Annotated in this window: 2 protein-coding genes; both read right to left on the bottom strand. The window is 61.8% G+C overall.

The annotated features are described in order from the left end of the window. A partial coding sequence (locus EN906_RS34850; protein WP_127375808.1) for a TIGR02453 family protein occupies positions 1 to 651 on the bottom strand: 651 nt, incomplete at its 3' end. Next, positions 651 to 1,142: BRCT domain-containing protein (locus EN906_RS34845; RefSeq protein ID WP_281060479.1), on the bottom strand; the 492-nt coding region annotated here is incomplete at its 5' end. The genes EN906_RS34845 and EN906_RS34850, both read right to left, overlap by 1 nt.

The raw sequence follows: 1,142 nt of genomic DNA, 5'->3' as shown, positions 1-1,142 counted from the left end.
GAGCAGCGGCTTGGCGCGCAAGGTGAAATCGACGAGTTCGTCGACCAGATCAGCCGTATGGATTCCCGCCGGATCGATGACATGCTGGACATAGAAATGCCGGTGGCGGATGGCGGCGACCAGATCGGGATCACTGATTTCCTCGAAGCCGCATGGCGTACGCTTCATACGGCCTTCGGTCTCGAGTTCAAGCCGGTTCTTCTTCAACGCCGCCACCAGGCCGCGAAAATTGTCCGGCTTTGTCGCGATGGCTTTGCGCATCGCCAGCAGCAGCGCCGGTTCCGGCTGCCACCAGGCAATGTCGGCAAAACAGCGCTCAAGCCCGATATGCACGTAGAACACACCCTGCTCCATCTTGGTGCCGTCGGGCGACAGGATGGCCGACAAATGCCTGTTGTAGGGCCGCTTGTCTTTGGCGAAGCGCACGTCGCGATTGATGCGGAACAGCGACTTCTTGCGATCACCGCGCAGGCCGAGCCCGGCCTCTTGGAAGCGTTCGGTCAGCGTGTCCACGAGATCACTGAGCGGATCGCGCAATTCCTGTTCGAACAGGTCACGGTTCTCCAAAAACCACTCTCGGCTCTGGTGGAAATCCAGCGCCTTCAGGAACGGAATGGCTTTCGGGCCGAAACCCTTGAATGCGCCTTCCATCACGCCTTGCCGATCCGTACCAGCCAGCCATCCTCGTCGATCACCTCGATGCCGAGTTCGCTGGCGAGCTTGAGCTTGGAGCCGGCACCCGGCCCGGCGACCACCAGATCCGTCTTTGCCGAAACCGAGCCCGCGACCTTGGCGCCCAGGCGCTCCGCCATCGCCTTGGCTTCGGAGCGTGTCATCTTCTCCAGCGAGCCCGTGAACACGACCGTCTTGCCGGCGACCTCGCTGTCGGCCGAGACGTTGACGATATACGGCTTCGGCTTGACTTGGCGGAGCAACGCGTCAAGCACGTCGTCATTGCGCTCATTGCCGAAGAAGTCGCGCAACGCATCGATCACGGTATCGCCGATGCCGTTGACCGAGGGGAAAACCGTGTGTGGATCCTCCGCTGCCGCTGTCTCCTTGCCGACCCGGATCATCTCCTCGATGGTCGAGAAGGTGCGGGCAAGCACGGCGGCCGTCGTTTCGCCGATATGGCGGATGCC

Source organism: Mesorhizobium sp. M7A.F.Ca.CA.004.06.1.1 (assembly GCF_003999135.1).
In the GTDB taxonomy this organism is placed as follows: Bacteria; Pseudomonadota; Alphaproteobacteria; order Rhizobiales; family Rhizobiaceae; genus Mesorhizobium.
The sequence above is the reverse complement of the archived record's forward strand: the minus strand, read 5'-3'. Positions and strand labels throughout refer to the sequence as shown.